Below are 25,746 nucleotides of genomic sequence, written 5' to 3'. Positions count from 1 at the left end.
GCCACCGAGTGCCCCAGGTCGAATTCTCTGGGGATCTTCCGTAACTCGGGAGGCGGAGATCCGTTGGGCGCAGCCTCCGACGATCCGGAGGCGCGTACACAAACGGCCGCCACACAGAGTACCAGTCTTTCGGTACGCCCGATCAGCACCCTCGACACGCCCCGAAACGGGTGAATCTGGGGCGCCCGACCGGGGCTGCGCCATGCTCCTGCTTGTTTTTGGCGCATCGATCAGGAGGAACGTCGCTGTGACGACGAGGGCCACCGAGGGTTCGGCAGAGGAAGAGGCCACTTACGCGAACGAGGTGCCGGTACGCCGGAGACGTCCTGGCACGGTCATCATCTCCTGGGCCACCACCACCGATCATAAGACGATCGGCACGATGTATCTGGTCACCTCGTTCGCCTTCTTCTGCATCGGCGGTGTGCTGGCCCTGCTGATGCGCGCCGAGCTCGCCCGCCCCGGCACCCAGATCGTCTCGAACGAGCAGTTCAATCAGGCGTTCACCATGCATGGCACGATCATGCTGCTGATGTTCGCGACCCCGTTGTTCGCCGGATTCACGAACTGGATCATGCCGCTGCAGATCGGCGCGCCCGATGTGGCGTTCCCGCGGCTGAACATGCTCGCGTACTGGTTCTATCTCTTCGGCTCGCTGATCGCCGTGGGCGGCTTCCTCACACCGCAGGGCGCGGCAGCTTTCGGCTGGTTCGCCTACTCTCCGTTGAACAGCGCGGAGTACTCGCCGGATGTGGGTGCCGACATGTGGATCATGGGTCTGGCGCTGTCCGGTTTCGGCACGATCCTCGGCTCGGTCAACTTCGTCACCACGATCGTCTGCATGCGCGCCCCCGGCATGACGATGTTCCGGATGCCGATCTTCGTGTGGAACGTCCTGCTGACCGCCGTGCTGGTGCTGTTCGCCTTCCCGATCCTCGCCGGGGCCCTGCTCGCGCTGGAGGCCGACCGGCAGTTCGGCGCGCACATCTTCGATTCGGCAAACGGCGGCGCGCTGCTCTGGCAGCACCTCTTCTGGTTCTTCGGCCATCCAGAGGTGTACATCATCGCGCTGCCGTTCTTCGGGATCGTCTCCGAGGTCATCCCGGTGTTCTCCAGGAAGCCGATGTTCGGCTACATCGGCCTGGTCGGCGCGACGATCTCGATCGCCGGCCTGTCGGTGACGGTATGGGCGCACCACATGTTCGTCACCGGCGGGGTGCTGCTGCCGTATTTCTCCTTCATGTCCTTCCTGATCGCGGTGCCGACCGGGGTGAAGTTCTTCAACTGGATCGGCACGATGTGGAAGGGGTCGCTGAGTTTCGAGACCCCGATGCTCTGGTCGATCGGCTTCCTGGTCACGTTCCTCTTCGGTGGTCTGACCGGTGTCATCCTGGCCTCGCCGCCGATGGACTTCCACGTCTCGGACTCGTACTTCGTGGTGGCGCACTTCCACTACGTCGTCTTCGGCACCGTGGTCTTCGCTATGTTCTCCGGGTTCTACTTCTGGTGGCCGAAGTTCACCGGGAAGATGCTGGACGAGCGGCTCGGCAAGATCAACTTCTGGACTCTGTTCGTCGGCTTCCACGGCACCTTCCTGGTGCAGCACTGGCTGGGTGTCGAGGGCATGCCGCGCCGTTACGCGGACTACCTGGCAGCCGACGGCTTCACCGCTCTGAACACCGTCTCGACCATCAGCTCCTTCCTGCTCGGACTGTCGCTCCTGCCGTTCCTCTACAACGTCTGGAAGACCGCCAAGTACGGCAAGAAAGTTGAGGTCGACGACCCCTGGGGCTACGGACGCTCACTCGAATGGGCGACGTCCTGCCCGCCGCCGCGGCACAACTTCTGCACCCTGCCGCGGATCCGCTCCGAAGCGCCGTCCTTCGACCTGCACCACCCGGAAATCGTCACGCTCGACGAAATCGCCAACCGCCCCATTGCCTCCGCCACCGTGGCCCCCGGCGACAAGCAGAGCTGAGGAGCAGCCGGACGACAGCTGCTGAGGCGTATCCCCCGAGGAAGGAGATGGCGTGGAGGCCGATGGGGACATGGCGCGCGGTCTGGTGCAGATCGAGGGATATCTCCTGTGGAACGCCGAGGTCGACGAGGCCCGCCGCCAGGCGGTGTGCTTCGCCGAGCAACTGCCCTGGCTGACGGCCGCACAGCGCGAGGACGTGGAGCGGGTCTACACCGACGACCGGGTTGCCGTCTCCCGGGCCGTGCTCGTCCGGATCGCCGACCGGGCCGTCTCGCTGCGCGCCGAGTACACGGCGCGCTACCGGCAACTGAAAAGACGCTGTGTGGCGGTGACCGTGATGGCGGTCGGCGCGGCGGGTGGCACCTGTACCGCGATCGAGCTTCTCAGCCGCTGAAAACGTTCGTCACCGTGCACCGTGACGAAGGTGTGATCAGGCGCCGACCGCCCAAGTAGGGTGGGTCGGCAGCTTGTTCTTACGTCGGGAAGGGACCGCGCCGCCATGGCTGATGCAACGGGATCAAGCGAGAAGGATCGCAAGGAGCGCGAGAAGGACGAGCTCTACGCCCTCGACATCTCGGGGGTCGAATGGCAGAGCGCGCCCGGCACCTCGGAACACGAGGAGCGGGTCGAGATCGCCTATCTGCCCGGCGGGGCCGTTGCCATGCGGTCGTCCATCGACCACGGGACGGTGCTGCGCTACACCGAAGCCGAATGGCGTGCCTTCGTGCTGGGAGCCCGGGACGGCGAGTTCGATCTGGAGCCCGCGCCGCACAACGGCGGAACCGCAGCCGTAACGGAACAACGACCCTGATATCGTCCGCTTTTGGCGCCTTCCTTACGTTTTGATCGACGCGATGTGACGTAACTCGGCAGGTTCTGGGCCGGGCGTGACGTAAAGGTCACTGCTCCCGGTGCGCTCCGCCATGCCGTGCCGGTGCGATTGGTGATTAGGCTGGGACGGGGCGCACGTCAGAACCCGCGAGCGGGTCGTTCGCGTCCTTACGGGGAGAGCCAGGCGGATCGGACGACAGGAACGGTCGCCCCCCACCACTACGGCACGAGGGTGCTCGACCACCAGCGGGAGGCATTGTGAGCAGCGATCGGGACGAGATCCGCGGGGGCTCGAACTCACCCGTCGACGATCAGTCCGACGCGGAGCCTGTCGAGACGACAGGTGAGTTCACCATCGACTACACCCCGCCGGCCTGGTACACGCAGAACGCGTCGGACGCGCAGGCGAAGGAACCGGAGCCGGTGACGCCCGCGCCGGAGCCGACCCCGCCGCCGGCTCCCACTCCCCCGCCGCCGCGGGTTCAGGCCGGCCCGCCCCTCGGGGGGCCGGCCGCGGTGCCCGGCCTGCCGTTGACCGGGGGGTTCCAGCCGAGCTGGACACCGTCGCCGCCCGAGCCCGAAGCGGCTCCGGAGCGCGCGCCGGAGCCGGAGCCGGCCGCCGAACAGGAGCCCGAGCGGCCGGAGAAGGCTGCGGAGGCTCTCGGGGGTGGCGACGTGGAGAGCGGCGCGACCATGAAGTTCTCACCGGCCGCGCTGAAGCGTGAGTTCGAGAAGCTGGAAGCGGCCGCGAAGGCCGCCCGGGAGCGCGCCGAAGCTCCGGTGGTCTTCTCGGAGCCTGCCGATGAGAGCGGCGCAGCCCTCGCAAGTACCGAACAGACGGAAGCGAAGGAACCGGAGTCGTCCAGGAACGAGTCGGCCGTTGAGCCATGGAGCGGTGCCGACACCCGGAACGAGCTTTCCGAGACGGCGGACGAGACGGCGGACGGTACGGCCGAGACGGACGGGCCGACCGATGAGCCCGCCGACGCCGTGCCGGTGGACGTGATCAAGGACGCCGTCCCGCAGGACACGCCGCCGCCATCGGGGCAGCCCTGGTCGCCTGCCCCGTCGGACGGGCCGCAGAGTCAACTGCCGCCGCTGCCCCCGGCGTTTCAGCCCGCGACCCCGCCCCCCGCGGCGCAGTGGCCGATGCCCACCCCGACGGCCGATCAGTCCCAGCCGCAGGGCGGCCCCGCGGCTCCCCCCGCGGCATGGGATGCACCGGCCGTCCCCACACCCGACCTGCCGGGTGGTTACGGCTATCCCCGGTCGTCTGCCGCGCCGCAGCCCCCGGCCATCGAACCGCTGCAGCCGCCCGCCCCCCAGGCGCCGTCCCCGCAGGCGCCTCCTCCGCAGACGCCCCAGGCCGGTTACGGCTTTCCGCAGCAGGCACTACCGCCGGCCCAGCAGCAGCCGGAGCCGCAGGGCCCCCAGGCCGGCTACGGCTTTCCGCCGCCCGCGCCTCAGCCGCCGGCCGCGCAGCAACAGCCGCCGCAGAACCCGTATCCGCCGCACGGCGGTTACGGTTTCCCGCAACAGGCCCAGCCGCCCGCCCAGCAGCCGCAGCCGTTGCCTCTCCCGCCGCAGGCGTCCCAGGCACCTCAGGCACCGCCGGCCTCCGGCACGCCCCAGCCGCCGCAGGGCGGATACGGCTTCCCCCAGCAGCAGGCACCGCAGATCCCGCAGCAGCAGGCACCCCGGGCGGGTTACGGCTTCCCGCCGCCCGCCGAGAACCTGCCCGCTGCCCAGCAGCCGCAGGGCCCGCCGCCACCACGCGGACCGCAGGCCCCGCAGGTGCCCCACCCGCCACAGGGCGGATACGGCTTCCCGCAACCGGTTCCCGAGGCTCCCCACGGGCCGCAGCAGCCGCAGGGGCAGCAGCCGCCTCCGGGGCCCGTCGACCCGCGCACCGGGGCCGCCTGGCCGCAGCCCGTCGCGCACGATCAGCGCGAGCGTTCCGTCCCGGGCGGTGCACCGCTCGGCTATACGGCGGCCGTTGAGCTCTCGTCCGACCGGCTGATCCGGAACAAGCAGAAGGCGAAGAGCAGCCGCAGCGGCCCGGCCGGTGCGTCCCGCTTCAAGATCGGTGGCAAGAAGGAGGAGGCCGAGCGGCAGCGCAAGCTCGATCTGATCCGCACACCGGTGCTGTCCTGCTATCGGATCGCCGTCATCAGCCTCAAGGGCGGCGTCGGCAAGACCACGACCACCACCGCGCTGGGTTCGACGCTCGCCACCGAGCGACAGGACAAGATTCTGGCGATCGACGCCAACCCGGACGCCGGAACGCTCGGCCGCCGGGTACGGCGCGAGACCGGTGCCACCATTCGTGACCTGGTCCAGGCGATCCCGCACCTCAACTCCTATATGGACATCCGCCGGTTCACCTCGCAGGCGCCGTCCGGGCTGGAGATCATCGCCAACGATGTGGACCCCGCCGTCTCCACCACGTTCAACGACGAGGACTATCGACGGGCCATCGATGTCCTGGGCAAGCAGTACCCGATCATCCTGACGGACTCGGGCACCGGCCTGCTCTACAGCGCGATGCGCGGAGTCCTCGACCTGGCCGACCAGTTGATCATCATTTCCACTCCGTCCGTCGACGGTGCGTCCAGCGCGAGCACCACGCTCGACTGGCTCTCCGCGCACGGCTACGCCGAACTGGTCTCCCGTTCGCTGACGGTGATCTCGGGGGTCCGCGAGACCGGCAAGATGATCAAGGTCGAGGACATCGTGCAGCACTTCGAGACGCGCTGCCGCGCGGTCGTCGTCGTGCCGTTCGACGAGCATCTGTCGGCGGGCGCCGAGGTCGACCTGGACATGATGCGGCCCAAGACCCGCGAGGCGTACTTCAACCTCTCGGCCCTGGTCGCCGAGGACTTCCAGCGGGCGCAGCAGGCTCAGGGGTTGTGGACCGGAGACGGTCAGGCCGCGCCGCCGCACATGGCACCGCCGATGCCGGGCGGCGCGCAGCACCAGCCGTACGCACCACAGCAGCCACAGCCTCCCCAGCCCTACGGCCAGCAGCAGCCGCCTCCACAGCCGTACGGCGGCCAGCAGTATCCGCAGCAGTACCCGCCGCCGGGACAAGGCTGGCAGCAGCCCCCGCCAGCCCCTCAGCAGTAAGGCAATAGAGGTATAGACCACTGAAGGCCCACACCGTCTGCACGGTGTGGGCCTTCAGGTATTTCCGCAGCCCAGATGGGGTATGAGGCAACGTTGACACGTTTAGACCACCGCTGATAAACCTTCGCTTCACCAGCTGGCGACTCCATGATTCACCTGACGCGAGGTCAACGCCCCATGGACAGAAGAGCTCCGACCGGCACCATCCAGCACCGCTCCCGCACCCGTCTGCTTCTGGCCACCGGCGCCGCCGCGTTCGCATTGGCGGCGGCCGCCGCGACCCCGCTGAACCCTGCTCCGCAGCAGGCCCAGGCGGCCACGACCAAGGGCGATGCTCCGTCCGGCGGCAAGAAGGTCCTCACTGTCGCCGTGAACCAGAGCATCGACTCACTGAGTCCCTTTCTGGCCACCCGTCTGGGGTCCACCACCGCACTGCGGCTGATGTACGACTACCTGACGAACTATGACGTCAAGGACGGTCACACGATCCCGGGTCTCGCCACCGCCTGGAAGACCTCGCCGGACAAACTCACGTGGACGTTCACCATCCGCAAGAACTCCAAGTGGTCGGACGGCCGGCAGGCCACCGCCGACGACGCGGCCTGGACGTTCAACAAGATGATGACCGACGAGGGCGCGGCCACCGCGAACGGCAACTTCACCGCGAACTTCAGGAAGGTCACCGCACCGGACCCGCAGACGCTGGTCGTCCGGTTGAAGAAGCCGCAGGCCACGATGACGGCGCTCGACGTGCCGATCGTGCCGAAGCACGTCTGGGAGAAGGTCAAGGACTTCTCGAAGTTCAACAACGACAAGCAGTTCCCGATCGTCGGCAACGGGCCGTTCATTCTGACGGACTACAAGGTCGACCAGTATCTGAAGTTCAAGCCGAACAAGACCTTCTGGCGGGGCACGCCGAAGTTCGACGAACTGGACTTCAAGTTCTACAAGGACAACGATTCCGCGGTGGCCGCGCTGGAGAAGGGCGAGGTCTCCTTCGTCCAGGGCCTCACCCCGGCGCAGGCCGCCGCGCTCAAGACCGAGAAGAACATCAAGGTCAACGACGCACCCGGCCGCCGGTTCTACGCCCTCGCCACCAACCCCGGCGCCAAGGCCAAGAACGGCAAGAAGTTCGGCAACGGCAACCCCGCGCTGCTCGACCCGAAGGTCCGCAAGGCGCTCTTCGCGGCCACCGACACGAAGACCATCATCGACAAGGTCTTCCAGGGCCACGCCGTCCAGGGCGAGGGCTACATCCCGCCGCGCTTCTCCGGCTACTTCTGGAAGCCGGCCGCGGAGCAGAAGATCTCGTACGACCCGGCCAAGGCTGCCAGCCTGCTCGACGAGGCCGGCTACCGGAAGAACAGCGCGGGCAAACGCCTCGGTAAGGACGGGAAGCCGCTCAACTTCCGCATCCTCTGCCACGCCACCGACCCGAACGACAAGGCCATCGGCAAGTACATGAAGGAGTGGTGGGGCAAGCTCGGCATCGGCCTCACGGTCGACTGCCTGGACAACGTCTCCGACCCCTGGCTGGCCGGTGACTACGACCTGGCCTTCGACGGTTACTCGGTCAACCCAGACCCGGACTACGTCCTCTCCATTCACACCTGCGCCGCGCTGCCCGGCACGCCCAAGGACACCGGCGCCACCGACAACTTCATCTGCGACAAGAAGTTCGACGAGCTGTACGCCCAGCAGGGCGCCGAGTACGACCCGGCCAAGCGGGCCGATCTGGTGAAGCAGATGGAATCGCGGCTGTACGACACCGGGTACATGAATGTCATGGCGTACCCGAACGCCGTCGAGGCGTACCGTACCGACCAGATCAAGTCGATCGAGACGATGCCCGAGGCCGCAGGCAACATCTGGGGCCAGGACGGTTACTGGAGCTGGTGGTCGGCGGTTCCGGCGAGCAACAGCGCCGCCAAGTCGTCGTCGGGCTCCTCGACCGGCCTCATCATCGGCATCGTCGCGGCCGTCATCGTCATCGGGCTCGGAGGCTTCGTCGCCCTGCGCCGCCGTTCCACCGCGGAAGACCGTGAATAATCCATGAGCGCTGCAAGCACCACTCCGCTCGCGGAGGGTGCGGCCGACGGCCCGGTCCAGGTGAAGACCGGGCCGTCCGGCCCCCGCACCCGTAACGCGACCGCGTATCTCCTGTATGTGGGCGGCAAGCTCGCCGGCGCCGCCGTCTCGCTGTTCGCCGTGCTGGTCACCAGCTTCTTCCTGTTCCGGGTGATCCCGGGCGACCCGGTCCGCACCATGACGCACGGCCGCCCGGTCTCCCCCGCCCAGCTGGTGCATCTGCGTCAGCAACTGGGGCTCGATCTGCCGATGTGGCGTCAGTTCACCGAGTACTGCACCAAGGCGCTCAGCGGCGATCTGGGCACCTCCTACCAGTTCCACGCCCCGGTCTGGGACCTGATCACGCAGAAGCTGCCCGCGACGCTGCTGCTCACCGGTGTTGCCGTAGTGATCTACTCGGCCCTCGGTCTCTGGCTCGGCACCCGTTCCGCGTGGGGTCACGGCGGGCTCGGCGACAAGGTCAACACAGGGGTGGCGCTGACCCTCTGGTCGGTGCCGTCCTTCTGGCTGGGACTGCTGCTGATCATCATCTTCTCGGTCGGCATCGGCCCGATCCCCGGCATGTTCCCCACCGGCGGCATGGAATCCGGCGGCCTCACCGGCTTCGCGTACGTCACCGATGTGGCGCACCACATGGTCCTGCCGGTCATCACCCTGGTGGCGGTCGGTTACGCCCAGACGCTGCTGGTGATGCGCTCCTCGCTGCTCGACGAGATGGGCAGCGACTATCTGACGACGGCACGGGCCAAGGGACTGCGCGACGATCTCGTCCGCCGACGCCACGCGGTACCCAATGCGCTGCTGCCCACCGTCACGATGGTCTTCATCAACTTCGGCCATGTGGCGGCCGGTTCGATCCTGGTCGAGACCGTCTTCTCCTGGCCGGGTCTCGGCGGCCTGTTCTACCAGGCGCTGAGCGTGCCGGATCTGCCGCTGGTGCAGGGCCTGTTCGTGGTGTTCGCGGGCGCGATGATCGTGATGAACCTGCTCGCCGATCTGCTCTATCCGCTGCTCGATCCCAGGGTGGGCCGATGACGACCGCACAACAGACCGCCGGCTCGCTGGCCTGGGCCAGGCGCCGGCATTCGGTGGCCCGCTTCTGGCAGCAGTACCGCACGCACCGGGCCGGGGTCCTCGGACTCGCCGGGCTGGTGCTGATCGCGGTGATCGCGCTGGCCGCGCCGCTGCTGGTCGGCGCCGACGTGCAGAGCGTGACCAAGGCTCCCGGCACGGCCCTCGAGGCACCGAGCGGCGAGTTCCCGCTCGGCACCGACCAGTTCGGGCGCTCACTGCTCGGCCTGTTGGTGTGGGGGGCGCGTATCTCGCTCACCGTGGGGCTGCTCGCCGCCGCCCTCTCGGTGGCCATCGGGACGCTGGTCGGCATCATCGCCGGGCACTTCGGTGGCTGGTTCGCGACGGTTCTGATGCGGATCACCGACTGGTTCCTGGTGATGCCGACGCTGGTGCTCGCGATTGTGCTGGCGACGGTGCTCAATCACTCCGTGTGGACGGTGATCCTGGCGATCGGGGTCACCAGTTGGCCGACCACGGCCCGGCTCGTGCGGGCGCAGACCATCGCCGTCGAATCTCGGCCCTACATCGAACGCGCCAGGGCGCTCGGCGGCGGTCACGGCCACGTCATGTCGCGGCACGTGCTGCCCAACGTCGTACCGCTGGTGCTCGCCCAGACGACGCTCGGAATCTCCAACGCCATCCTCACCGAGGCGACGCTCGCGTTCCTGGGCCTCGGCGACCCGACGGTCATCTCCTGGGGCGGCATGCTCCAGGACGCGCGTGAGGCGGGCGCGGTCTCCTCGGGGCACTGGTGGTATCTGGCCCCGCCCGGCATCGCCATCGCGCTGGTCGCGCTCTCCTTCACCCTCTGCGGCCGTGCCGTCGAGGCCGTGCTCAATCCGAAGCTGGGGGTGGCCCGTTGAGCCTCCTCGAAATCAAGGGCCTGCACGTGACCTACGGGTCGGGGCCGACCGCGGTCCCCGCCGTACGCGGTGTGGACCTCACCGTGGGAGCCGGGCAGAAACTCGGCATCGCCGGTGAGTCGGGATGCGGGAAGTCGACCCTGGCGCTGGCGCTGCTGCGCCTGCTGCCCGCCTCGGCGAAGCTGACCGGTGAGATCCTGCTCGACGGCGAGGACGTGCTCACCATGAAGTGGGGCAGGCTGCGGGCCGTCCGCTGGGCCGGTGCGTCGATCGTCTTCCAGGGCGCGATGCACTCGCTGAACGCGGTGCACCGGATCGGCGACCAGATCGCCGAACCGCTTCTGGTGCATCGCCAGGCGACCCCGGCGGCCGCCCGCCGACGGGCCGGCGACCTGCTCGAGCAGGTCGGACTGCCGGCTGCCCGGGTGGACGCCTATCCGCACGAACTCTCCGGCGGTATGCGCCAGCGGGTGATGATCGCGATGGCGCTGGCCTGCGATCCGCAGCTGATCGTGGCCGATGAGCCGACCACCGCGCTCGATGTGATGATCCAGGCCCAGATCCTCCGGCTCATCGAGCAGTTGGTGGCGGAGCAGGACATCAGTCTGCTGATGATCAGCCACGACCTGGCCGTGCTCGCCGACACCTGCGACCGGCTGGCGGTGATGTACGCGGGCCGGGTCGTCGAGGAGGGCCCGGCCGAGCAGGTCTTCACCGCCGCCGCGCATCCGTACAGCAGTGCCCTGTCCGGCGCCTTCCCGCGGATCGGCGACGCCGCGTCCCGGCGCGCGCCCCGCGGGCTGCCCGGTGATCCGCCCGACCCGGCGGCGCTGCCTTCGGGCTGTACGTTCCATCCACGCTGCCCGGCGGCGCTGGACGTGTGTGCCACCGAGGACCAGGTGCTGCGGGATGCCGGGCAGGGTCGTCAGGCTGCCTGCGTGCTCATCGGGCCGACGGCGGCCGATCACCCCGGGGCGGCGCAGCAGGGCGCCGAGGAAGCAAGGAGCACCTCATGACCAGCACTCCCCTGATCGGCACGGCAGGGCTGGAAGTAGCGTTCCCCGGGCGGCGCGGAGGCCCCGAGGCACGCGCGGTCGACGGGGTCGACCTCGACATCCGGCCGGGTGAGATCGTCGCACTGGTCGGCGAGTCCGGGTGCGGCAAGACCACACTGGCCCGCTCACTGCTGGGCCTGGTCCGGCCGACGGCGGGGCAGATCATGTTCGACGGCAAGCCGTTCGACTACTCCTCGCGTGCGCTCAAGGCCTACCGCAAGCGGGTCCAGTTGGTGCTGCAGGACCCCAGCGGTTCGCTGAATCCGCGTCACACGGTGTACGAAGCGGTGGCGGAGGGCCTGCGCATCCACGGCTCCGCGGGAGACGAGCGGGCCGCGGTGGCCGAGGCGCTGTCGCGGGCAGGGCTGCGGCCGCCCGAGCGGTTCTTCCTGCGCTACCCGCACGAGCTGTCGGGCGGGCAGCGCCAGCGCGTGGTGATCGCCGGTGCGCTGGTGCTGGAGCCGGAACTGATCGTGGCCGACGAACCGGTGGCGTCGCTGGACGCGTCGGTCCGCGGGGAGATCCTCGCCCTGCTGCTCCGGCTGCGTGACGAGCTGGGTCTCTCCGCCCTGGTCGTCACCCATGACCTGGGGCTCGCCTGGAACATCGCCGACCGGGTCGCGGTGATGTACCTCGGCCGGATCGTCGAGACGGGCGAGGTGGACGAGATCCTGACGGCGCCCCGGCATCCGTACACGCAGGCGCTGCTGTCGGTGATGCCGGACGCCGAGGGCGATCCGGTGGTGCTCACCGGCGAGCCCCCGGACCCGTCCCGGGTACCGTCCGGCTGCCGGTTCCACGCCCGCTGCCAGATCCTCGCCTCCGGTGAGGCGGAGCGCGCCGGGGTGGCGGACGCCTGCCGTACGCAGGATCTGCCGGTGCTGCCGAGCAGCGGTACCGGGACCCGGGTGGCCTGCCACTGGGCGACTGCGCTCAAGGCGTCGGAGACGGTCGCCGCCTCCTAGGGCCGGGCTCAGGGCCGGGCGTCCCCGCCCGGTCCCGGCTCAGCGCTGTTCGTACGCCTCGATCAGGGCGGTGCAACGCTTCACGTCGTCGGCGATGGCCACCAGCAGCGCGTCGATGGACTCGAACTTCTCCATGCCGCGCACATAGGCCAGGAAGTCGACCGCGACGTGCATTCCGTACAGGTCGAGCCCGACGCGGTCGATGGCGTAGGCCTCCACGGTGCGCTCTGTGCCGGCGAACTGGGGGTTGGAGCCGACCGAGATCGCCGCCGGCATCCGCTCGCCGTCGGCGGTCAGCCAGCCCGCGTAGACCCCGTCCGCCGGGATGGCCGTGTGCGGCAGCGTCTCGACGTTCGCCGTCGGGAAGCCCAGCTCACGGCCGCGCTGGGCACCGCGCACCACGACGCCCTCGACACGGTGCGGGCGGCCGAGGATCTCCGCCGCGCCCGTCATGTCGCCCTCGGCGACCAGGCGGCGCGTCAGGGTCGAGGAGAACGGTTCGCCGCCGCCCGCCGCGCCGCTCACCGAGAGATCGACGACCTCGACCCGGTAGTCGTACGTCGTGCCGAACTCGGCCAGCACGTCGACGTTGCCGGCCGCCTTGTGGCCGAAGCGGAAGTTGGGGCCCTCGATGACCAGCCGCGCGTGCAGCTTGTCCACCAGGACCTTCACGATGAAGTCGGCGGGTGACAGCTGCGAGAACTCGGCGGTGAAGGGGAGGATCAGCTGCGCGTCCACGCCCAGCTCGGCCATCAGCTCGGCCCGCCGGTGGTGCGGTGCGAGCAGCGGCGGGTGGCTGCCGGGGCGCACGACCTCGCTGGGATGCGGGTCGAAGGTGACGACGACGGAGGGCACACCCAGTTCTCGGGCGCGCTGCACGGTCCGTCCGATGATCAGCTGGTGACCGCGGTGTACGCCGTCGTACGAGCCGATGGTGACGACGCTGCGTCCCCAGTCCTGGGGAATGTCCTCCAAGCCACGCCAGCGCTGCACTGAGACCCGCTCCTCGCCCGAACCCGTGTACATGATCATTACTGTGCACTCATGCAGGTCTAAGACTGCCATGTCATACGTGCGCGGTGTGCATCGGCATGTGCGCACCCAGCTTCTCGACCGTCCGAAGCGTGCTGGGCCCCACCAGCACGGCCCACTCCTGCGGCGCCACCGCGAGCCAGTCCGCGACCAGCGCGGCAAGTCCCGGCATCTCGCGGCAGAGTGCGACGAGCTGCCGGTCGAACCGCGCCGCGCCCTCCGGGGTACGGCCCATCAGCAGGCCTGTCCGGTGGACCAGGTCACGGGTTCGGAACTCGGCGCGGCGGCCGGAACCCAGCGCGGCGGCCCGCAGCAACGCTTCCGGTACCGAAGTGTCGTCCCGGGCCTCCACGCCCGCCCCGTAGCGCTCGTAGTCCAGGAGCAGATCGAGCAGCTCGTCCCGCAGGTGCTGTGCGCACCGGCGGCCGGGCGCGGCGAGTACCGCGGCCAGGGCGCCGCGCACGCGGGCGGGCCGGCCGTGCAGCAGGCCGGTGACCAGCGGGAGAAGGACGGCGCGGGGATCCGGAAGGACCCGGTCCGGAAGGTCCTGCTCGAGCAGGTGATCGATGAGGGCCGCCGCCTGTGCGGCGCCGTCGGGACGGCGGTCGGCACAGTCCCGGACGAGGACTGTGCGCACCGCCTCCGGACAGGTGGGCAGCGCTGCGGCGAGGGCGGCCGCGGGCAACGTCGGATGTCCGGCCGCGTAGAGCGCCATGGCCCGGGGCAGATGACGCTCCCGGGTCCGCGGATCCCTGATGAGCAGTTCCAGGGCGGGCCCGTGAAGTGACGCGTCGTCGGGGCGGGCCAGTAGTGCGCGTGCGGCATAGTGCAACAGCTCGCGATCGCCGTCGGTTCTCGCGTGCACGGCTGCCGGCCCGATGTGGGCGGCCGCGGCGACCCACCGCTCGGGCCGGTCGTCGTGCGCCCAACGGTCGACGGCGCGGCACATCGCCGACGGCTCGTCCTCGGTCAGCGCGGCGAGCAGTTCCTCGGCGCGGGGATGCGTGGTGGCCACCAGCGCCTCGGCGAGGTCGTCGACGGCGAGGCCGCGGCGTGCGTACAGCAGCGCCTGGGCGGCGCCCGCGACGGTGGGGCGCAGCTCGCTGTGTACGACGGAGGGCAGCGGCCGTTCGTCGGTGAACCAGCGGCACAGCAAGGGCTGTACGGACCGCGGATCGGCCGCGAGCCGCCGGCCCACGGCGTCCAGATAGCGGGGGCTGCCGGATCTGACGGGGCTGCCGGGTGCGCCATCGGCCGGTACCAGCCGCCGCAGCAGGTCGATGCGCCGGCTCTCGCCGATCCTCAGCTGTTCCCAGAAGGCGCTGCCGAAGCGCTGGAAGCCGCAAAGGCGCCCGGGATCGCCGGAGCGCACCGAGAGAAGGGTGATCCGGTCGGCGAGGAGCCGCAGCACGCCGAGCTGGCTGCGGGGGTCGGGCAGCCGCAGCAGGACGTCAGCCAGCAGACGGGCCGCCCACCACCGCGCCTCGCTGTTCTGATCCCTCTCGGCGCGCGGCTCGGCCTCGCCGGATGCGGGACCGTGCAACCGGTCCAGGGTTTCGATCAGGCCCCGCAGTCTGCGCTCCAGTTCGTGCGGGCCGTGCCGACGCTCCAGCAGGAGCAGCGCCTGCACCACGGGACCGATCCGGTGCCGGGGAACCACGGGCGCCGGCACCGGAGCGTCTTCCCACGGCCCGGTGGCGCCGCCCCCGGGACACCCCTCGGGGCCGGACCGGCGGTGCACCAGCGCGTACAGGGCCCCGTCCAGGTCGAGATGCTCGGCCTGCAGCCAGTCGGCGAGCTCACTGTGAGCGAAGCGGTAACCGGGTCCCGCGGGGGCCAGCAGGCCTTCCGCCAGTACCGCGGGTGCCCAGCCGGTGTGCCAGGGGAAGAGTTCCTCGAAGGATGCGCGGTCCAGATCGCCCTGGCCGGGCCCCAGGCAGCGTCGCGCCGCCTCGTGCACCTGCCCGGAGACCCGCGCCGCCAGCCGCCGTACCGCGCTGCCGCGCACAGCAGGCGTACGCGCTGCCAGGCCCCGGGCGGCAGCGATCCGTACCGCGATGCGCAGACACATCAGACTCAGGTACGCGGTGAAGACGTCTTCCCGCGTGGGACAGCCGTCCACGCCGCCGGGCAGCGCCGCCCGCACCTCGGCGAACATCCGCAGGGTCAGCGGGTGCACGGCGTCCTCGGCTGCGAGCGTCCCGTCGGGGATGCCGTAGCGCTGCCGTGCCACGGCGGCTTCCTGAGGGAGCAGGTCGCCCGTCGACACGCGTGGTGTACCCGGAAGCGGCAGCTGCTCCCAGTGTTCCGGCCGGCATCCGATGATCATCTGTACGCCGTGCGCACGCAGCCACCGCACCGTCCGCGCTGTCCACACCGCCGGCGCCTGCGCCGGCGGTGGCATCTCCTCCGGGCTGTCGAGCAGCACCAGCAGCGACTGCCCGGCCCCGGCGGCGATCCGGGCGACCTGCTCCGGGGTGGCGCTGCCCGTTTCTCCGGCGGCCACGATCCGACCCGCTTGCCGGAGGGTACGGGTCAGCTCATCGGCCACCGAGGTGTCGTCGGCCCGCAGATCCGCGCCGCGCAGCCAGAGGGTCGGGGCCGGCTCCGCGCCGAGGGCGCGCCGGGCGGCAAGGGCCCTGAGTACCGTCGTCCGGCCGGTGCCCGGGTCGCCGACCAGGCCGAGCAGGCAACTGTCACCGGCCGTGAACTCGGCCAACTGGCGGAGGACGGCGGCCCGTTCCACCGGCTCGGGCCGGGCGGCGGGTCCGCCGGACGATCCCACCGAGAGTGCGGTCAGTTCCAGCACTCCGGCGAGATTGAGGTCGCGCCCGTGTCCCGGCACGGTCGCGGCGTTGCGCCGCAGCAGCGGGGCGAGCGCGGCGCCGCGCAGCGGCACCGCCAAGCCGGCGGCCGGATGCGCGCCCCGCAGTGCGGTGCCGAGCACGCCGAGCACCGCCCCCGTGGTGGCGTCGACGACCGGGCCGCCGGCTGCCGCGCCTCCGGGCCGCAGCGCATCGCTGCCCTCCGTACCCATCGCCAACTCCAGTGCGGAGTCGAGCTGATGGCTGCGGCCGGCCGCCGCATACGTCACCGGTGCCACGCCCAGCACCCGTGCCTGGCGCCAGCCGTGTGCGGCGACCCGTACGTAGGTACCCGTCCGGACGGTCTCCCTGGTGGAGATGGGCAGCGGCCGCCCGCCCAGGCCATCGGTGCGGAGCAGCGCGAGTCCCAGCTCGGGCAGTAGGGTCATCGCATCGCTCTCGGCGAGGCAGCTCCGGCCGCACGGGGCGTGCAGCACGGCCCCGGCCAGCCCGTCGATCACCTCGTGGCCGGTCACCACCGTGCCCCGGTCGTCGGCGACGAAGCCGGTACCCCGTGGCCGCCCTGCCGGATCGCAGATGCGTACCAGCGTCTCCCCGCTTCCCATGTCATCGACGGTAGGCGCGGGATGATCGCCGGCAGAAGGACGCGGGCCGAAAGCGCCCCCCAACACTCCGGCCGTTCACTCCGAGCGCCTGCCCATTGGAGTGAATCGCGGAGACGGAATGGACAGACCCCTTCCGAGGGGGATCGTGGAGCGGACAAGCGGCCCTGTCCGCTCCACGGTAAGACACCGCGACGAGGCTTTGCGCCGAGGCCTCAGCCGAAGACGGCGAGGCTCTTGGCCTTGCCGTGCTGGTCCTCCACCAGGGCCAGGAAGCGCCCGTCGGGACCGAAGGCGGCCACCGCCCCGGCCGGAAGGGCCGGCATGTCGAGCCGGACCCCGTTGAGCAACAGCCGCGCCCGCTTCTCGTCGACGTCCCAGCGGGGGAACGCGGCGGCAGCGGCTTCGGCGGCCGGCATCACGGTGAGATCTTCCTGGAGCTGGTCCAGGGTCCTCGCCGCATCCAGCCCGTAGGGGCCGACCCGGGTACGCCGCAGCGCCGTCAGGTGCCCCCCGACACCGGTCTCGGCTCCCAGGTCGCGGGCGATGGCGCGGACGTACGTACCGGACGAGCAGACCACCGAGACGACCAGGTCGACGACGTGGGTGCCGTCCTCGGCGACGGCCGGGCGGACGTCGTACACCTGGAACGAGGAGACCGTCACCGGACGGGCCGGGATCTCGAAGTCCTCACCGCCGCGCACCCGTGCGTACGAGCGCTTGCCGTCGATCTTGATGGCGCTGACCTTGGAGGGCACCTGCATGATGGCACCGGTCTGCTTTGCCACGCCCGCGTCGATCGCCTCACGGGTGACCCCGGAGGCGTCGGTGGACGAGGTGATCTCGCCCTCCGCGTCGTCGGTCACCGTGTTCTGGCCGAGCCGGATGGTGCCGAGGTACTCCTTCTCGGTCAGCGCCAGGTACCCGAGCATCTTGGTCGCCTTCTCAACGCCGAGAACCAGCACCCCGGTAGCCATCGGGTCGAGGGTGCCGGCGTGACCGACCCGGCGGGTCTTCGCGATCCCCCGCATCTTGGCCACCACGTCGTGCGAGGTGAAGCCGGACGGCTTGTCGACGATGACGAGGCCGTCCTCCCGTCGCCCGCCACCACCCTTGCCCGGGGCTGCTTCGCTCCCGCTTGTTTTCCCGGGCGTCTTGTTCTGCTCTGTCATTCGGAGGTGCTGTCCTCGTCGTCTTCCGGCTTGCGGTACGGGTCCGCGCCGCCGGCGTAGGTGGCGCCGGACGATGCCTCGCGCACCTTGGCGTCCGATGCCCTGGCCCGGTCGAGCAGGTCCTCGATCGCCTTGGCGTTCTCCGGCAGCGCGTCCGCCACGAACGCCAGCGTCGGGGTGAACTTCGTGCCCGCCGCCGCGCCGACCGCCGACCGGAGGATGCCCTTGGCGCTCTCCAGGCCGGCTGCCGCGCTTGCCCGCTCCTCGTCGTCCCCGTAGACCGTGTAGAAGACCGTTGCCTCCCGCAGGTCGCCGGTGACCCGGGTGTCCGTGATGGTCACGTGCGTGCCCAGACGGGGGTCCTTGATACCGCGCTGCAGTTTCTCGGCGACCACCACCTGGATGAGGTCCGCCAGCTTCTTCGCCCGCGCGTTGTCGGCCACTGGTCCGTCTCCCTTTACCTTGCTCAGTCGTCTTCGTCGCCGTGCAGCCGCCGTCGTACGGACAGCAGCTCCACTTCCGGCCGGGCAGCGACGAGTCGCTCGCACCGGTCGAGTACTTCGGTGAGATGTCCCGTGTCCCCGGCCACCATCGCGAGCCCGATCCGGGCCCTGCGATGAAGATCCTGGTCGCCGACCTCTGCCACGCTCACCGCGAATTTCCGCTGGAGCTCGGCGACGATCGGCCGGACGACGGAGCGCTTCTCCTTCAGCGACCGTACGTCGCCGAGAAGCAGGTCGAAGGACAGTGTCCCCACATACATGCACGTCCGGATGTCCCGCCGGTTCGGGGTCGTGCCCCGCCAACCGGATGGCAGGGACACCAGAACCGTACACGCAACGGCCGGGGCCGCTCGACGGATATAACTCCCGCCGAGCGGCCCCGACCGACACGCTACGGATCAACCGAGGTGCGCGGATCAGCCGCGGGGCTTCTCGCGCATCTCGTACGTCGCGATGACGTCGTCGATCTTGATGTCGTTGAAGTTCCCGAGGTTGATACCACCCTCGAAGCCTTCGCGGATCTCGGTGACGTCGTCCTTGAAGCGGCGCAGACCCGAGATGGTGAGGCTCTCCGCGATGACCTTGCCATCGCGCAGCAGCCGCGCCTTCGTGTTGCGCTTGACCTCTCCGGAGCGGACCAGCACACCGGCGATGTTGCCCAGCTTGGACGAGCGGAAGATCTCGCGGATCTCCGCCGTGCCGAGCTCGACCTCTTCGTACTCCGGCTTGAGCATGCCCTTGAGGGCCGCTTCGATCTCTTCGATCGCCTGGTAGATGACCGAGTAGTACCGGACGTCCACACCTTCGCGGTCGGCCATCTGCGCCGCACGGCCTGCCGCACGGACGTTGAAGCCGATCACGATCGCGTCGGAGCCGGTCGCCAGGTCGATGTCCGACTCGGTGACCGCACCCACACCGCGGTGCAGGACCCGGATCTCGACCTCTTCGCCGACGTCGAGCTGGAGCAGCGAGGACTCGAGAGCCTCCACCGAACCGGACGCGTCGCCCTTGATGATGAGGTTGAGCTCCTGGACCAGACCGGCCTTGAGCGCCTCGTCCAGGTTCTCCAGGGAGAACCGGACACCCTTGCGGGCGAAGCGGACGTTGCGCTCACGCGCGGCACGCTTCTCGGCGATCTGGCGGGCCGTACGGTCCTCGTCGACGACCAGGAAGTTGTCGCCGGCGCCCGGGACGTTGGTGAGACCGAGGACGAGGACCGGGGTCGAGGGACCCGCCTCTTCCACGTTCTCGCCCTTGTCGTCGAGCATCGCGCGGACTCGTCCGTACGCGTCGCCGACCACCATCGTGTCGCCGACCCGCAGGGTGCCTCGCTGGACCAGAACGGTCGCGACGGCACCACGGCCGCGGTCGAGGTGGGACTCGATCGCGATGCCCTGCGCGTCCTGCTCCGGGTTGGCCCGCAGGTCGAGCGCGGCGTCGGCGGTGAGGACGACGGCCTCCAGGAGGGACTCGATGTGGAGACCCTGCTTGGCGGAGATGTCGACGAACATCGTGTCGCCGCCGTACTCCTCGGCCACCAGACCGAACTCGGTGAGCTGGCCCCGCACCTTGGCCGGGTCCGCGCCCTCGACGTCGATCTTGTTGACCGCGACCACGATCGGCACGTTGGCCGCCTTGGCGTGGTTCAGCGCCTCGATCGTCTGGGGCATCACACCGTCGTTGGCCGCCACCACGAGGATCGCGATGTCGGTCGACTTGGCACCACGGGCACGCATGGCGGTGAACGCCTCGTGACCGGGGGTGTCGATGAAGGTGATCTTGCGGTCCTCGCCGTTGACCTCGGAGGAGACCTGGTACGCACCGATGTGCTGGGTGATACCGCCGGCCTCGCCCGCGATGACGTTGGTCTTGCGGATCGCGTCGAGCAGTCGGGTCTTACCGTGGTCGACGTGGCCCATGACGGTGACCACCGGCGGACGCGCGACGAGGAGCTCCTCGCCGCCCTCGTCCTCGCCGAACTCGATGTCGAAGGACTCGAGCAGCTCGCGGTCCTCCTCCTCGGGGCTGACGATCTCGAGGACGTAACTCATCTCGTCCGCGAGCAGCTTCAGCGTCTCGTCTGGCACGGACTGGGTGGCCGTGACCATCTCGCCGAGGTTCATCATCACGGCGACGAGCGACGCCGGGTTGGCGTTGATCTTCTCCGCGAAGTCGGTGAGGGAGGCACCGCGCGACAGCCGGACGGTCTGTCCGTTGCCGCGAGGCAGCATGACGCCGCCCACCGACGGGGCCTGCATGGCCTCGTACTCCTGGCGCCTCTGCCGCTTCGACTTACGGCCACGACGGGCGGGGCCGCCGGGACGGCCGAACGCACCCTGTGTGCCACCCCGGCCACCGGGACCGCCGGGACGACCCGCGAAACCGGGTCGACCGCCGAAGCCACCGCCGGGAGCGCCGCCACCGGGACGACCGCCGAAGCCACCGCCACCGCCGGGACGACCGCCGCCACCGGGACCTGCCGGACGTCCGGCGAAGCCGCCGCCGCCCGGACGGGCGCCGCCGCCGGGACGGCCTGCGCCGCCACCGGGACCACGACCGCCACCGCCGGGACCGCCACCGGGGCGGGGAGCCGCGGCGGGACGCTGCGGCATCATGCCGGGGTTCGGACGGTTACCGCCGGGGGCGCCGCCGGGTCGCGGGGCACCGCCCTGCGGACGGGGCATGCCACCGGGGCTCGGACGGCCGCCGCCCTGGCCCTGGGGCCGGGGAGCTCCGCCGGGGCCACCCTGCGGACGCGGGCCGCCGGGGCGGTCCTGACCGCCACCGGGGCGCGGGGCGCCGCCGGGACGGGGCGCCTGCGGGCGCGCCATACCGGTGGAGCCGCCGGAAGTGAAGGGATTGTTACCGGGACGGGGACCGGCCGGGCGGCTGCCGCCGGGGCGCGGGGCGCCCTGGCCTGCCGGACGGGCCGGACGCTCGCCACGCTGGCCACCGTCGCGCTGGCCGCCACCCTGGCCCGGGCGGGAGGACCCGCCGGCGGGACGGGGACCCGGCGTGGCACCCGCGGGACGCGGGGCCTGCGGCGCCGCGGGCGCCGGAGCCGAGAACTCGGCGGCCGGAACCGGAGCAGCCGGAGCGGGCTTGGCCGCTGCGGGCTTCGGACCCGGACGGGGACCCGGGGCGGCCGGAGACGGCGCCGCGGGGCTGCTGGGGGTGCTGCTCTGCGGAGCCTCGGCGGCGGCCGGCTTGGCGGCCGGGGCACCGGGCTTCGGGGCAGCAGGACGTGCCGCGGCGGCCGGGGACGGCGCTGCGGCGGGAGAACCCGCTCGGTTGGCGGGTGACGGCGCGGCCTTGCGGGGCGCGCCGGGCTTGGCAGCGGACTTGCCGGCGTTGCCGCCGGGCCCCTGCAAAGCGTCAGTCAACTTGCGTACAACCGGCGCCTCGATCGTCGAGGACGCCGAACGTACGAACTCACCGAGTTCTTGGAGCTTGGCCATGACAACCTTGCTCTCAACCCCGAACTCCTTGGCGAGTTCGTATACCCGGACCTTAGCCACTTCGCTCCTTTTAGGTCCGGGTTACCGCCGGACCGTCGCTACTTCATGGGCGTACTCATCGCGTACTCATCGAGTGCTCATCGCAATCTCGACCTACTTCCAACTCGCGAGGTACCTGACCGCACGGGGTCCCGTGCCGTTCCTGTCTTGCTGTGATGCGTCTTACGGTGCTGCCTGCTCGACATACTGGTTCAGCGCCGCACTGTCGAGCGGCCCCCGGGCCTTGAAGGCCCTGGAGAACGCCCGGCGGCGGACCGCCAGGTCGAGGCAGACCGAGGCGGGATGCAGATACGCACCCCGGCCGGGCAGCGTACCGCGCGGATCAGGGACGCATACGCCCTGCACCGCCACGATGCGCAGCAGATCGTTCTTGGCCGCACGCTCCCGGCATCCCACGCAGGTTCGCTCAGGGCACACTGGAGCATCTGTCCGGCCAGACACGTTCAAGTCTACCTCCCCGTAGCGACCTCGACCGTTGGGGGCGAAAATCGAACGGATGTTGTCTTGATCTTTTCCGGATCCTGCGGAGCCGGGCGGACGGACCGTTCAGTCCTGGTCGGACGTCCGGTCCGTCGCCTGTTCCGGTCCCTGCTCGGTGTCCGGACGGATGTCGATGCGCCAGCCGGTCAGCCGTGCGGCCAGCCTGGCGTTCTGCCCTTCCTTGCCGATGGCGAGGGAGAGCTGGTAGTCGGGGACCGTGACCCGTGCGGAACGGGCTCCCAGGTCGACGATCTCCACCTTGCTGACCCGGGCCGGCGAGAGCGCGTTGGCCACCATCTCGGCGGGGTCGTCGGACCAGTCCACGATGTCGATCTTCTCGCCGAGCAGCTCGGCCATGACATTGCGCACACGGCTGCCCATCGGACCGATGCAGGCGCCCTTCGGGTTGAGCCCCGATCGGGTGGACCGGACTGCGATCTTGCTCCGGTGACCGGCTTCGCGGGCGATGGCCTCGATGACGACCGAGCCGTCGGCGATTTCCGGGACCTCCAGCGCGAAGAGCTTCTTCACCAGGTTCGGATGGGTGCGCGACAGCGTCACGGACGGGCCGCGGACACCCTTGACGACCCGCACCACATAGGTGCGCAGCCGCAGGCCATGGGTGTAGTTCTCACCCGGCACCTGTTCCTGCACCGGCAGGATCGCTTCCAGCTTGCCGATGTCGACCAGTACGTTCCGCGGGTCCTTGCCCTGCTGCACGACGCCGGCGACGACGTCGCCCTCACGCCCGGCGTACTCGCCGAACGTCAGGTCGTCCTCCGCGTCCCGCAGCCGCTGCAGGATGACCTGCTTGGCCGTGGTCGCGGCGATCCGGCCGAAGTCGGACGGGGTGTCGTCGAACTCCCGGGCCTCCTGGCCCTCTTCGAGATCTGCCGGGTCCTCCTTCGCCCAGACCGTCACATGACCGTTGTCGTGGTCGAGGCTGACGCGCGCGAGGCGGCGGCTTCCCTCGGTGCGGTGGTAGGCGATGAGGAGGGCCGACTCGATCGCCTCGACCAGCAGGTCGAAGGAAATCTCCTTCTCCTTCGCCAAGCCCTTCAGAAGCTTTACGTCGATGTCCATGGCTACGCCTCCTCTTCCTTCTTGTCCTTGCGGTTGAACTCGAGCTCGACACGCGCCTTGGCGATCTCCGCGAAGGTGACCCGGCGGGCGGTGGGCTTGCGCCCCTTCACGCCCGGCACTTCGAGGTCGAGCCCTTCGTCGTCCACACCGAGAATGCGGGCGATCAGCTCGCCGCCCTCGTGCAGCGTCAGCTTGGCCAGCCGGCCGGTGGCCCGTACGTAGTGGCGGTGCTCCGACAACGGGCGGTCCGCACCCGGTGAGCTGACCTCGAGGACGTACTCGCCCTCACCCATCACGTCGCTCTCGTCGAGCTTCTCGGAGATGGCGCGGCTCAGCTCGGCGCAGGTGTCGAGCTCCACGCCCTCGTCGGAGTCCACGACGACCCTCAGCACACCGCGGCGGCCGGCCCGGGACACGTCGATCTCTTCCAGATCCAGGTCCTTGGCGGCGACGAGCGGTTCCAGCAGCCCGCGCAGCCTCTCGCTCTGGGTGGTGCTCATCCGGGTGACTCCTCGGCCGCGTGTGCTGTTGTGGGATCGTCGCGTGTCGGATCAAAGGGTATCCGGTCGCTGGGGGTGTTGCCGTCCTGCCGCCGTTGCCTCGCAGGTACGCTCGCCAGCGGTGATCACTTCGAGGGGCCAGGAGAACAGGTGCGGCGTACGGGGACCACACGCAGACACCTGCTGAGCGTGACGGGCGCCGCCGGGGCCGGTCTGCTGACCGGCTGTTCGGACCGGCCCGCTGCACACCGTACACAGGGTGCGGCGGCGCCTGATGCCACGGAGGCACTCCGGCAGCGCTCGGCACGGACCAGCGGGGCGCTCCTGGCACTCTACGACGCGGTGCTCGCACGGCACACCGATGCGCGGACCGACCGGCTGGCGAGGCCGCTGCGCGACGCGGTCGCCCAGCACGTCAAGGCGCTGTCGCCGGTGGCCGGAGCGACGCCCGGTCCGTCGTCACGGCCCACCCCGTCGGCGACGGCCGCCCCGGGGCCCCCGGCGGTCCCGGCCGACCCCGCCGCCGCGGTGACGGCACTGGCGGCGGCCGAGCGGCACACTGCCGACGCCCATGTCGCTGCGCTCCTGGACGCACCGCCCGAGTTGGCCAGGCTGCTGGCCTCGGTCGCCGCCGCATCCTCCGTCCATGCCTATCTGCTGTCGCGGGGTGAGCACTGATGAGTTCGCTGGAGGCGGCGCAGGCCGCGCTCGCCGCCGAACACGCGGTCGTGTACGGGTACGGGGTCGTCGGCGGCCGGATCGCAGCGAGCAGGCTCGCCGAGGCGCGCCAGGCGTACGACGCCCACCGCGCCCGGCGTGACTCGCTGGCCCGTACCGTCCGCGATCTGGGCGGAAAGCCGGTCGCCGGGTCGGCCGCCTATGCTCTGCCCTTCGTGGTGACCGGTTCCGCCGACGCGGTGCGGCTGGCCGCGGATCTGGAGGACCGGGTGGCCGATGTCTACTCGGATCTGGTGCGTGCCGCCCGGGGGCCGCTCCGGCACGAAGCAGCGCTCGCACTGCGGGAGGCGGCGGTGCGGGCGGTGCGCTGGCGGGGCGGCGGCAGCGTAGCCTTTCCGGGGCTCGTCGAGCGGGCCGCCCCCAGTGCCGGAAAGGGAACCACGCACGTATGACTTTCGAACCGCCGCAGCGGCTTGTCAGGGCGCTCGGCGAGACATACGGGGAAGCCGCCGCCGACGACTGGCTGGGCCGAATTTCGACCGCCACGCAAGCGGCACTCGACGTACGGGAGTTGACGGCCGAGCGGGTGCAGGCTCCGGGCGGCCGCAGCTGCCTGGTCGTTCTGGTGCGGCAGACCGGCGGTGACCCCGCCGTGCTCAAAGTGGCACCTGCGTTCGCCCGGCCCGATCTGGAATGGGCGGCGCTGGCGCACTGGAACGGCTGGGGCGCGGTGCGACTGCTCGAAGGTCCGGCCGATGACACCGCGCTGCTGATCGAACGGCTGCATCCCGAGGTCTCGCTGCACTCGCTGCCGGAGGCCAAAGCGCTGCTCGAGGCAGCGGGCACGGTACGGAAACTGTGGATCGAGCCGCCGGCCGGCCACCCCTTCGAAACGGTGTCCGAGCGGAGCGCGCGCCAGGCCGCCGCGATGCGCGCCGCGGCCGAGCCTCTGGTGGCCCCGCTGGTGGACGCTGCGCTGGCCGCCCGCGACGAACTGACCGCCGCCCCCGCCGAGCAGGTGCTGCTGCACGGCAACTTCCGCCAGAGCAAGGTCCTCGCCGGCGAACGCGCTCCGTGGCTGGCGGTGGGTCCCGATCCGCTCGTCGGGGAGCGTGCCTACGATCTGGCCCGGTTGGTGCGCGACCGGGTGGACGATCTGGTCGCTGCCGCGGTCGGCTCCTCGACGGTACGGCGCCGGGTGAACCGCCTCGCGGACTCACTCGAGGTGGATGCCGACCGGGTGCGGGGATGGACGCTGTTCCGGGCGGTGGAGTCGGGGGTGCGGGCGCTGGCCGCCGGGCGGCGGCAGGACGGGGAACTGCTGCTGGAGTTCGCGGGCTGGCTGTAGCGGTCCGGGGGCGGAGCCCCCGGAC

Annotated in this window: 21 protein-coding genes; 12 read left to right on the top strand and 9 right to left on the bottom strand. The window is 70.4% G+C overall.

The window, feature by feature from the left end; all coding sequences use genetic code 11:
• Positions 1–247 precede the first annotated feature (247 nt).
• From ctaD to AB0436_RS21040, 9 genes are all read left to right on the top strand, one after another.
• Positions 248–1,978 carry a cytochrome c oxidase subunit I gene (ctaD, locus tag AB0436_RS21080; RefSeq protein ID WP_366469417.1) on the top strand — a complete coding sequence of 577 codons (1,731 nt, stop codon included), beginning with the start codon at positions 248–250 and terminating at the stop codon, positions 1,976–1,978.
• Between the two features lie 52 nt (positions 1,979–2,030).
• Positions 2,031–2,372, top strand: a complete 342-nt coding sequence (locus AB0436_RS21075; RefSeq protein WP_365848824.1) for a hypothetical protein — start codon at positions 2,031–2,033, stop codon at positions 2,370–2,372.
• Positions 2,373–2,477: 105 nt separating this feature from the next.
• The gene (locus tag AB0436_RS21070) at positions 2,478–2,789 is read left to right on the top strand and encodes a DUF397 domain-containing protein (protein WP_366469416.1); all 312 of its coding nucleotides are present in this window, start codon (positions 2,478–2,480) and stop codon (positions 2,787–2,789) included.
• A 278-nt stretch (positions 2,790–3,067) separates the two neighbouring features.
• A complete protein-coding gene (locus tag AB0436_RS21065; protein WP_366469415.1) occupies positions 3,068–5,935 on the top strand; it encodes an SCO5717 family growth-regulating ATPase in 2,868 nt (955 codons plus the stop codon).
• A gap of 177 nt (positions 5,936–6,112) precedes the next feature.
• Positions 6,113–7,984 (top strand): ABC transporter substrate-binding protein, encoded by a 1,872-nt coding sequence (locus tag AB0436_RS21060; protein ID WP_366469413.1) that lies wholly within the window; start codon positions 6,113–6,115, stop codon positions 7,982–7,984.
• Between the two features lie 3 nt (positions 7,985–7,987).
• Positions 7,988–9,058 carry an ABC transporter permease gene (locus AB0436_RS21055; RefSeq protein ID WP_366469412.1) on the top strand — a complete coding sequence of 357 codons (1,071 nt, stop codon included), beginning with the start codon at positions 7,988–7,990 and terminating at the stop codon, positions 9,056–9,058.
• Positions 9,055–9,960, top strand: coding sequence for an ABC transporter permease (locus tag AB0436_RS21050; protein ID WP_366469411.1), 906 nt, complete (start codon positions 9,055–9,057; stop codon positions 9,958–9,960). Before AB0436_RS21055 ends, AB0436_RS21050 begins: the two co-directional genes overlap by 4 nt.
• Entirely contained in the window at positions 9,906–10,976 is a 1,071-nt protein-coding gene (locus AB0436_RS21045; RefSeq protein WP_366469447.1) for an ABC transporter ATP-binding protein, read from the top strand. Before AB0436_RS21050 ends, AB0436_RS21045 begins: the two co-directional genes overlap by 55 nt.
• Positions 10,973–11,980, top strand: a complete 1,008-nt coding sequence (locus AB0436_RS21040) for an ABC transporter ATP-binding protein (protein ID WP_366469410.1) — start codon at positions 10,973–10,975, stop codon at positions 11,978–11,980. Before AB0436_RS21045 ends, AB0436_RS21040 begins: the two co-directional genes overlap by 4 nt.
• A 39-nt stretch (positions 11,981–12,019) precedes the next feature.
• On the opposite strand, the gene AB0436_RS21035 is transcribed toward AB0436_RS21040, so the two are convergent.
• The 9 genes from AB0436_RS21035 to rimP form a co-directional block, all read right to left on the bottom strand.
• Positions 12,020–12,973 carry a bifunctional riboflavin kinase/FAD synthetase gene (locus AB0436_RS21035; protein WP_366469446.1) on the bottom strand — a complete coding sequence of 318 codons (954 nt, stop codon included), beginning with the start codon at positions 12,971–12,973 and terminating at the stop codon, positions 12,020–12,022.
• Between the two features lie 73 nt (positions 12,974–13,046).
• On the bottom strand, positions 13,047–16,442 hold the full coding sequence (locus AB0436_RS21030; RefSeq protein WP_366469409.1) for a trypsin-like peptidase domain-containing protein: 3,396 nt from the start codon (positions 16,440–16,442) through the stop codon (positions 13,047–13,049).
• Positions 16,443–16,654: 212 nt separating this feature from the next.
• Positions 16,655–17,611, bottom strand: coding sequence for a tRNA pseudouridine(55) synthase TruB (gene truB, locus AB0436_RS21025; RefSeq protein WP_366469408.1), 957 nt, complete (start codon positions 17,609–17,611; stop codon positions 16,655–16,657).
• On the bottom strand, positions 17,608–18,054 hold the full coding sequence (rbfA, locus tag AB0436_RS21020) for a 30S ribosome-binding factor RbfA (RefSeq protein ID WP_365848837.1): 447 nt from the start codon (positions 18,052–18,054) through the stop codon (positions 17,608–17,610). The genes truB and rbfA overlap by 4 nt, the downstream gene beginning before the upstream one ends.
• 23 nt (positions 18,055–18,077) lie before the next feature.
• Positions 18,078–18,374 carry a DUF503 domain-containing protein gene (locus AB0436_RS21015; protein WP_366469407.1) on the bottom strand — a complete coding sequence of 99 codons (297 nt, stop codon included), beginning with the start codon at positions 18,372–18,374 and terminating at the stop codon, positions 18,078–18,080.
• A 156-nt stretch (positions 18,375–18,530) separates the two neighbouring features.
• Positions 18,531–21,632 (bottom strand): translation initiation factor IF-2, encoded by a 3,102-nt coding sequence (gene infB, locus AB0436_RS21010; protein ID WP_366469406.1) that lies wholly within the window; start codon positions 21,630–21,632, stop codon positions 18,531–18,533.
• Between the two features lie 162 nt (positions 21,633–21,794).
• On the bottom strand, positions 21,795–22,073 hold the full coding sequence (locus tag AB0436_RS21005) for a YlxR family protein (RefSeq protein WP_366469405.1): 279 nt from the start codon (positions 22,071–22,073) through the stop codon (positions 21,795–21,797).
• A gap of 105 nt (positions 22,074–22,178) precedes the next feature.
• Positions 22,179–23,195, bottom strand: coding sequence for a transcription termination factor NusA (nusA, locus tag AB0436_RS21000; RefSeq protein WP_366469404.1), 1,017 nt, complete (start codon positions 23,193–23,195; stop codon positions 22,179–22,181).
• Between the two features lie 2 nt (positions 23,196–23,197).
• Positions 23,198–23,695 (bottom strand): ribosome maturation factor RimP, encoded by a 498-nt coding sequence (rimP, locus tag AB0436_RS20995; protein ID WP_366469403.1) that lies wholly within the window; start codon positions 23,693–23,695, stop codon positions 23,198–23,200.
• Between the two features lie 150 nt (positions 23,696–23,845).
• On the opposite strand from rimP, the gene AB0436_RS20990 reads away from it, so the two are divergent.
• Genes AB0436_RS20990 through AB0436_RS20980 form a run of 3 tightly spaced genes read left to right on the top strand, consistent with a single transcriptional unit; the run spans position 23,846 to position 25,721 of the window.
• Entirely contained in the window at positions 23,846–24,373 is a 528-nt protein-coding gene (locus AB0436_RS20990; protein ID WP_366469402.1) for a hypothetical protein, read from the top strand.
• On the top strand, positions 24,373–24,825 hold the full coding sequence (locus AB0436_RS20985) for a ferritin-like domain-containing protein (protein WP_366469401.1): 453 nt from the start codon (positions 24,373–24,375) through the stop codon (positions 24,823–24,825). The genes AB0436_RS20990 and AB0436_RS20985 overlap by 1 nt, the downstream gene beginning before the upstream one ends.
• Positions 24,822–25,721 carry an aminoglycoside phosphotransferase family protein gene (locus AB0436_RS20980; protein ID WP_366469400.1) on the top strand — a complete coding sequence of 300 codons (900 nt, stop codon included), beginning with the start codon at positions 24,822–24,824 and terminating at the stop codon, positions 25,719–25,721. Before AB0436_RS20985 ends, AB0436_RS20980 begins: the two co-directional genes overlap by 4 nt.
• The last annotated feature ends 25 nt before the right edge of the window (positions 25,722–25,746 follow it).

It is taken from the genome of Streptomyces sp. NPDC051322 (assembly GCF_040689485.1).
Lineage (GTDB): Bacteria > Actinomycetota > Actinomycetes > Streptomycetales > Streptomycetaceae > Streptomyces.
This window is presented reverse-complemented; position numbering and strand designations above follow the sequence as displayed.

Bases quoted from the DNA above. Each gene is read 5' to 3' on its own strand.
- AB0436_RS21070 (WP_366469416.1), top strand. From the start codon at position 2,478: ATGGCTGATGCAACGGGATCAAGCGAGAAGGATCGCAAGGAGCGCGAG.
- AB0436_RS21060 (WP_366469413.1), top strand. From the start codon at position 6,113: ATGGACAGAAGAGCTCCGACCGGCACCATCCAGCACCGCTCCCGCACC.
- AB0436_RS21055 (WP_366469412.1), top strand. From the start codon at position 7,988: ATGAGCGCTGCAAGCACCACTCCGCTCGCGGAGGGTGCGGCCGACGGC.
- AB0436_RS21050 (WP_366469411.1), top strand. From the start codon at position 9,055: ATGACGACCGCACAACAGACCGCCGGCTCGCTGGCCTGGGCCAGGCGC.
- AB0436_RS21040 (WP_366469410.1), top strand. From the start codon at position 10,973: ATGACCAGCACTCCCCTGATCGGCACGGCAGGGCTGGAAGTAGCGTTC.
- AB0436_RS21030 (WP_366469409.1), bottom strand. From the start codon at position 16,442: ATGGGAAGCGGGGAGACGCTGGTACGCATCTGCGATCCGGCAGGGCGG.
- truB (WP_366469408.1), bottom strand. From the start codon at position 17,611: ATGACAGAGCAGAACAAGACGCCCGGGAAAACAAGCGGGAGCGAAGCA.
- AB0436_RS21015 (WP_366469407.1), bottom strand. From the start codon at position 18,374: ATGTATGTGGGGACACTGTCCTTCGACCTGCTTCTCGGCGACGTACGG.
- nusA (WP_366469404.1), bottom strand. From the start codon at position 23,195: ATGGACATCGACGTAAAGCTTCTGAAGGGCTTGGCGAAGGAGAAGGAG.
- rimP (WP_366469403.1), bottom strand. From the start codon at position 23,695: ATGAGCACCACCCAGAGCGAGAGGCTGCGCGGGCTGCTGGAACCGCTC.
- AB0436_RS20985 (WP_366469401.1), top strand. From the start codon at position 24,373: ATGAGTTCGCTGGAGGCGGCGCAGGCCGCGCTCGCCGCCGAACACGCG.
- AB0436_RS20980 (WP_366469400.1), top strand. From the start codon at position 24,822: ATGACTTTCGAACCGCCGCAGCGGCTTGTCAGGGCGCTCGGCGAGACA.